The sequence below is a fragment of the Rhodococcus sp. T7 genome (assembly GCF_009872365.1).
GTDB lineage: Bacteria > Actinomycetota > Actinomycetes > Mycobacteriales > Mycobacteriaceae > Rhodococcus_F.
Genome location: NZ_WXYH01000005.1, coordinates 21,752 through 28,953, shown reverse-complemented (window position 1 = coordinate 28,953; position 7,202 = coordinate 21,752). Strand labels below are relative to the sequence as shown.

At 68.4% G+C, this 7,202-nt stretch carries 3 protein-coding genes and 3 pseudogenes; 5 read left to right on the top strand and 1 reads right to left on the bottom strand.

Annotation, left to right across the window (positions count from 1 at the left end; all coding sequences use genetic code 11):
* Window positions 1–111: 111 nt before the first annotated feature.
* A complete protein-coding gene (locus MLGJGCBP_RS00765; RefSeq protein ID WP_236580854.1) occupies window positions 112–708 on the bottom strand; it encodes a hypothetical protein in 597 nt (198 codons plus the stop codon).
* A 431-nt stretch (window positions 709–1,139) separates the two neighbouring features.
* Between MLGJGCBP_RS00765 and MLGJGCBP_RS00760 the strand changes: the two genes are divergently transcribed.
* The 5 genes and pseudogenes from MLGJGCBP_RS00760 to MLGJGCBP_RS00740 all read left to right on the top strand — a co-directional run bounded on the left by MLGJGCBP_RS00760 (window position 1,140) and on the right by MLGJGCBP_RS00740 (window position 7,122).
* Complete coding sequence (locus MLGJGCBP_RS00760; protein WP_160093702.1) at window positions 1,140–4,451, top strand: protein kinase domain-containing protein; 3,312 nt, start codon at window positions 1,140–1,142, stop codon at window positions 4,449–4,451.
* A 61-nt stretch (window positions 4,452–4,512) separates the two neighbouring features.
* Window positions 4,513–4,935 (top strand): TetR/AcrR family transcriptional regulator, encoded by a 423-nt coding sequence (locus MLGJGCBP_RS54115; protein WP_442972071.1) that lies wholly within the window; start codon window positions 4,513–4,515, stop codon window positions 4,933–4,935.
* A 226-nt stretch (window positions 4,936–5,161) separates the two neighbouring features.
* Window positions 5,162–5,359 (top strand): annotated as a pseudogene (locus tag MLGJGCBP_RS53095) (NF041680 family putative transposase); the annotation flags it as partial.
* Window positions 5,356–5,715: pseudogene (locus MLGJGCBP_RS53090) on the top strand (transposase); the annotation flags it as partial. The pseudogenes MLGJGCBP_RS53095 and MLGJGCBP_RS53090, both read left to right, overlap by 4 nt.
* Window positions 5,716–5,860: 145 nt before the next feature.
* Window positions 5,861–7,122 (top strand): annotated as a pseudogene (locus tag MLGJGCBP_RS00740) (IS3 family transposase).
* Window positions 7,123–7,202 lie beyond the last annotated feature (80 nt).

Below are 7,202 nucleotides of genomic sequence, written 5' to 3'. Positions count from 1 at the left end.
ACCGGTAGCGCTGAACCCTGGGCGGCCGCGCTGCACCCGACGACATCTCGGTCAAGCCCCAGCGCGACCCAGCCCAAGAACTCGTTTCGACACGATCACGGAAGTCCCAGCTCAGGGCGACCCCTGCGCCACCCGACCCTGCCGGTGGTGCGGCGTACCGCGTTGTCGCTCCCGTCGGCTCGTCCCGTTGCCGGTCCACGCGCCGGGACCCCCTGCGGCGGCCAGCACCGCCTTCAGCTCACCCACCCGCAGGCCCGACAACTCATCGAACGCGTGCGCCCGCACCCCACCCGAGCGGAGTGCCTCCACGGTGTCCGGTTCGTCGTCAACAAATCCCGACAACCACGACCCCACGGCCCGACAGTGACCGACCTTGACCTCGACCGCCGGCCGGACATCACCACGGGAACGGCACAACAACGCGCGACCGGACGGAAACCCGTTGTCCCCGAGCCATGATCGAGTCTGCTCCGCGCAGGAGACGGGCCGGGTCGTGGAATACACCACCACCAGACCCAGACCGGCCGCTGCCTCCACCAGATCTCGGCCCGGTTCAATGACCGCCGCCCGCCCGACATGGTCGAAGAACCGCTGCCACGCCTGCCGGCGGCCCCCTTCCGACTCGCCGGACAGCAGGTGCGTGAAGGCCGACAGGTCCGCCAGACCGCCGTCGATGTCGAACATCACCACCCGCTCGCTGCCGCTCACCCACCCGACCCTAGCCACGTCGCCGGCCGAGGACCCGGCGCCACGCCCACCGGCACGACTCCGGCACACCCCCATCCCGTGGTCACCAGTGAGCCCCCAGAGAGCACGACAACCATGTTCCACGCACCACATGCTCGCCAACCCCTGTTCCGAGGGCTGCCACGTACATCGCGGCCCGCGAGCCCGGGGGATCATGCGATACGCCGCACGCGGGCCTGAACGCTCCGCGGGTTCACCGGTTGCCACGACAGACCGAACGGTCTGCCCCCAGCGGTGGTGTTCACCGATCGAGCAGTCCGTGGTACCCGTCAGGAATCGATATCCTGAAGGCACAGTCTTTTCCGAGGTGAGTTGCATGTTGCATCCGTGGGAGTCGCACCGTCCGGGCCCTGTTCTCTCCCCCGCCGAGGAGACATGGCGAGGACACTCCGATGGACGCAGGTGATCCGTTCGAGACGCAGCGTGTGGCCACGACGGTCACGGCGGAGCTGAGTGCGGCCGGGTTCGAGGACGCCCACGAAATCGGACGCGGCGGTTTCGGTGTCGTCTACCGCTGCACCCAGCCCACCCTGGACCGCACCGTCGCGGTCAAGGTCCTCACCGCCGACCTCGACGAGGAGAACCGGGCCCGGTTCTTCCGGGAACAGCGGGCAATGGGCCGGCTCACCGGACACCCGAACATCGTCAGCGCCCTGCACGTCGGGACCACCGACAGCGGCCGCCCCTACCTCGTGATGCCCTACCATCCGCAGGACTGTCTCGACGCGCGGATCCGCCGCCACGGACCGCTGCCGTTGGAGGATGCGCTCCGGCTCGGGGTGAAAATGGCGGGAGCGGTGGAGTCCGCGCACCGGATCGGCATCCTGCACCGGGACGTCAAACCCTCGAACATCTTGCTCACCGATTACGGCGAGCCGGCGCTGACCGACTTCGGCATCGCCCACGTTGCCGGCGGATTCGAGACCGCCACCGGCACCGTCACCGGGTCGCCGGCCTTCACCGCCCCCGAGGTGCTCAGCGGCGGACCCCCGAGCCCCGCCTCGGACATCTACAGCCTCGGCGCCACGGTGTTCTGCGCCGTCACCGGGCATGCCGCGTTCGAGCGGCGCAGCGGTGAGCACCTGGTCGCCCAGTTTCTGCGGATCACCACCGAGCCGGTCCCGGACCTACGCGACCACGGCATCCCCGACGACGTGTCCGAGGTCATCGAACGGGCCATGGCTGCCGACCCACGAGAGCGCCCCGCCGCCGACGAGTTCGGTGACACACTGCGGTGGATCCAACTCGCTCACGGCCTCCCGGTCGACGAAATGGCCCTGCCCGGCGAACCGGGCGGCACACGGCGCGGCCGGGATCCGGCGCGCACCCGCCCACAACCCGCGCAGACCACGGCGGGCCGGGCCACCCCGTCGACGGTGCCCGCGCTCCGGGTCTCGGTCGGCTGCCTGCCCCTCGAGCTGACCAGTTTCGTCGGTCGCCGCAACGAGCTGACCGAGGCGAAGAACCTGCTGTCGGTTTCGCGTCTGGTGACGTTGACCGGCATCGGTGGTGTCGGCAAGACGCGTCTGGCGCTGCGGGTGGCCGCCGATGTGCGGCGGGGGTTCGCCGACGGGGTGCGGTGGGTCGAGCTGGGCGAATTGCAGGACGGGTCGCTGGTGGTGGACATGGTGGCCGCCGCCCTCGGGATACGGGACCGGTCCGCGCGCCGCCTCGACGACGTGGTGGCGGAATTCCTCGGCCCCCGGCACCTGCTGCTCATACTGGACAACTGCGAGCAGGTCGTAGATGCGGCCGCCGCATTGGCCGAGACGCTGCTGCGCAGCTGCCCGGAGCTGCGGATCCTGACCACCAGCCGCGAACCCCTCACCCTCGGTGGGGAGGCGGTGCTGCGAGTGCCCCCGCTGACGGCCCCCGACCCGGACCGCCCGCCGACCCTGCGCGGACTGCCCCGGTACGACGCGATCACGTTGTTCACCCAGCGGGCCGCCGCCGCGGTGCCGGGATTCGAGATCACCGAGGACAACCGAGTCACGGTCGCCCGGATCTGCCGACGACTCGACGGTCTGCCGCTGCCGATCGAGTTGGCGGCCGCACGATTGCGGGCGATGTCGCCCGAGCAGATACTGCAACGGCTCACCGACCGGTACACGCTACTCACCCGCGGCAACCGCGGTGCGCCGACACGGCAGCAGACGCTGCGGCTGTCCATCGACTGGAGCCACGACCTGTGCACGCCGGCCGAACAACAGCTGTGGGCCCGGCTGTCGGTGTTCGCCGGCAGTGTCGAACTGGACGCGGCCGAGGACGTCTGCGCCACGGATCCGGCCGAAGGCGACCTGCTCGATGTGGTGACCTCGCTGGTCGACAAGTCGATCCTGATCCGGGAAGACGCAGGCCCGGTGGTGCGGTTCCGGATGCTCGAGACACTGCGCGACTACGGCCGGGAGAAGTCCGAGCAGTCCGGCGAGCACTCGGTACTGCGTCGTCGCCACCGGGATTGGTACCAGCAGTTGGTGTTACGGGCGCAGGCCGAGTGGATCAGCCCCCGGCAACGAGAATGGATCGCGCGCCTCGAGCGGGAACAACCGAACCTGCGCGAGGCGATGGAATTCTGCCTGTCCGAACCCGGCGCCGACACGACCGCGGGACTGCGGATCGCCGCCGCCCTGTTCCAGTTCTGGCTCTCCCGCGGCCTGCTCAGCGAGGGACGGCACTGGCTCGACCGCGCCCTGGCCCACCGGCCCGGGCAACCGGCCACGGCACGAGTCGACGCACTGTACGCCGACAGCGTGCTGGCCGGACTGCAGGGCGAGATCGCGTCCGCAACCGCGCGAGTCGAGGAGGCGCGGGCGCTGGCCGAGCAGATGACCGATCCCGTCGTCCACGCCCGCGTCGCCCACGCCGGCGGGCTCCTGGCCCTCTTCAGCGGCGATCTTCCCCACGCCTGCACCCGCCTGGAAGAAGCCGTCGAGGCGTTCGGCGCCCGCGGCAACCTGTCGGATCGGGTGTGGACTCTGATGACCCTCGGACTGGCGTACGAATTGCAAGGGGACGGTCCTCGAGCCATTACCTGCCATCAGCGGGCGCTCGACACCACCGAAGCCCACGGTGAATCGGTGTTCCGGTCGTACTCGCTGTGGGCCATGGGGGTGGCGGTCTGGCAGCAGGGCGATCGCGGCCGAGCGGTTCGGTTATTGGAACAGTGTCTGCGGCTGACCCGACTGGTGGACGAACCGCTCACCGCCGCCGTGGCGCTGGAGGCACTGGCATGGATCGCCGCCGACCAGGACAACGCACGGCGCGCCGCCGTCCTGCTGGGCGCCGCCGAGGCACTGGGCCGGTCCGTCGGTAGCTCCCCGGTGCTGTACCCCAACCTGCTCACCCACCACGAGGACTGCGAGCGGCTGACCCGCCGGGCACTCGGTGAGCGAGCCTTCGAGGCCGCCCGCCGCGAGGGTGCGGCCCAGGGTTTCGACGCTGCCGTCGCCTACGCCCTCGGCGAGGACACCCCGGCCCCCGCACCACCCGCTGGTCCCACGACGACGAGCCTGACCAAACGGGAACGGCAGGTCGCCGAACTGGTCTCGCAGGGCATGACCAACAAGGCCATCGCCAACCAGCTCGTGATATCCCAACGCACCGCGCAGGGCCACGTGGAACACATCCTCACTAAACTCGGGTTCACCTCACGAGCCCAGATCGCGGCCTGGATCGTCGAGCACACCCAGGGTGAGCGTGCCTGAGCATCACCCGCACACTCCAGCTGAACCGCACTGGGTCTGATGGAGACTGAACCGCCCCGGCATGTCCGGAGACTCGATCCACTGCGCTCAGACCCGAAAGGGCGTGGACCTGTCCTGCCCTCACGAGCTGCGAATTCGCACGAGAGGTCGTCAATTGGGAAGGCGCGAAGCTTCGGAAAGCCCGCCGATCACTCCAGATATCCGCTCGGCCGCGGTTGCCTGCTTTGCGGACGGGGGCTACCACGGCACGATAATGAACGATATTGCGGAGGCGATAGGTATCCGCCCCTCCAGCCTCTACAACCACATGCCTTCGACGCAGACATTGTTTCAAGCCGTGGTCTCCGAAACCATGACGCAAGCCGTGCATAGGATCTTCCCTGGATTGCCGCGGCGGCCATCCCCGCCATCGCAGCTCGAGATTCAACCTCGGCGAGGCGTGCAGCAGCCGAATCCGATGTTGTTCGGCGTGTCCTGGGGGTAGAAGGCGGCCACCACCCGATCATTCTCGATGTTTCAACCACAGAACATTCGAGAGAATAGAGGCGGTGGCCGCGAAAATCCGGGTGCCCTCCGGGCGGACGGGCGGGCGGGTGGGCCGGCGAAAAAGTCTCGCACTAGGAGCGTCGAAAGGCGTTGGCGCGGTTGCGGGGTGAATTCTACCGCTACCTGCCTACCCGCGGGGACGTGTGTTCGGGTTGACCGACGCAATGCTGTGCTCGGGCGAGCCGGTCCGAACGCTGGTCGGTCTGTCGTTGACCGAGCATCGCCGCGGCCATGACGCACTCTACGACGGAATGAACTGCGGACGAGTCGAATTCGACCGATTTCGACACGCGGTTACCGCGCTGGGGCTTTCCGGCGGCAGCGACGGACTGATCGTGCTGGCGGTCGACGTCAGCCCATGGTTGCGCCCGGACGCCCCGACCAGCCCGCAGCGCGGGTTCTGTCACGTCTACGGCCCCGGCAGGGGCCCGGCGCAGATGATCCCGGGTGGCCGTACTCGTTCGTCGCCGCCCTCGAAACCGGGCGTACCTCGTGGACGGCGGTGCTCGACGCGGTCCGGTTGCAGCCCGAGGACGACGCCACCGCGGTCGCCGCCGCCCAGGTGCGTGAGGTGGTGCCACGGTTGTGCGAGGCTGGGCAGTGGAAGGACGGTGACCTGAACATTCTGGTGGTCTTTGATGCCGGGTACGAACTGGCCCGGCTGGCGTTCGTGCTCGCGGACCTGCCGGTGCAGGTGCTGGGCCGAGTGCGCTCGGATCGGGTGTGCGGCGCACCGCGCCGCCGCCGGGCAGGACCGGTCGCCCACCGCGGCACGGGGCCGAGTTCCAGTTCGTGGGGGTTCCCCCTCTTGTGTGGACATCGTGAACACTGGGTCGTGAAGGTCCCAGAGGAAGATGTCACTGATGGTCATGAAGGCGTACCCGGCGAAGTTCAAGGCCGATGCCGTCGCGTTGTATCTGTCCGATCCGAGCCACACGTTCGAGGGCATCGGCAACGACCTGGGAGTCAGCCGCGAGACCCTGCGCAACTGGGTGCGGGCCGAACGCAAACGCACCGATACATCCACGACCGAACTTCGGGCCAGTGGTGCGAAGCGGTCGGCGGCGCCGGCGAGCACGGTATCGTCCGAGTCCGTGTTGGAGGAAGAGAACAGGCAGCTCAAGGCCCAGATCCTTCAAGCTCGAGACTGAGCGGGAGATCCTGCGGAGGGCCGCGAAATATTTCGCGGGCGAGACGTCTTGGTGAGCAGCCACTTCCAATTCGTTGACGACCACTGTGACACCTTTTCGGTGAAGTGGCTGTGCCAGATCCTCGAGGTCTCCCGCTCGGGTTTCTATCGGTGGCGGGCCTCCGGACCGGCCCGGGCCGCCCGCGCCCGCGCCGACGAGGAGCTGGCGGCGCGGATCCGCGTCATCCATGCCGACTCCGACGGCACCTACGGGGCACCGCGAGTGACCGCTGAACTGCGCGATGCCGGGATCGAGGTCAATCACCAACGGGTCGAGCGGGTGATGCGCGAGCAAGGGATCGTCGGGGTGCATCTGCGCAAACCGGTCCGCACCACTATCCCCGCCCCGGATGCGGCGGCGGTGCCGGACCTGATCCGCCGGGATTTCACCGCGAGCGCATCGAACACCAAATACGTAGGCGACATTCCCCCAAGCACTACGTGCAGGGAGGTACCCCCACCTACCTCCCTGTCGGTGACGCTGAGTTTCTGTATCTGGTGACGGTGATGGACCTGGGCTCGCGACGGTTGGCGGGCTGGTCGATCGCCGATCACATGCGTACCGAGTTGGTCGCCGATGCGTTGCGGGCGGCCGCGGCCTGCCGCGGCGCTGCCGGTCTCGAGGGGTCAATTTTCCACTCCGACAACGGGGCCCAGTATGCGTCGGCCGAGTTCGCCGACCTGTGTCGTGAGTTGGGGGTGACGGCATCGCGGGGCGCGGTCGGGACGTCGGCGGACAACGCGGCCGCCGAGTCGCTGAACGCGACGTTGAAACGGGAGACGCTGCAGGGCCGGAGGAACAGTGCGGGTGAGGCATGCGCCGCGGTCTTCCGTTGGATCACGCGATACAACACCAGAAGGAGGCATTCGAGCCTGGGCCAGATCAGCCCGATCGAGTTCGAACGGCGATCGGCTACCCTGGCCACCGCTGCATAAAAATGGGTGTCCACATCTCGGGGGGAACGCCCCTGAAGACCTCCCCCCGAGGACGGCTCCGATGGGCCATACACCCTTAT

Excerpts from the sequence above, each read along its gene's own strand:
- MLGJGCBP_RS54115 (WP_442972071.1), top strand. The coding sequence starts at position 4,513 with ATGTCCGGAGACTCGATCCACTGCGCTCAGACCCGAAAGGGCGTGGAC.
- MLGJGCBP_RS00760 (WP_160093702.1), top strand. The coding sequence starts at position 1,140 with ATGGACGCAGGTGATCCGTTCGAGACGCAGCGTGTGGCCACGACGGTC.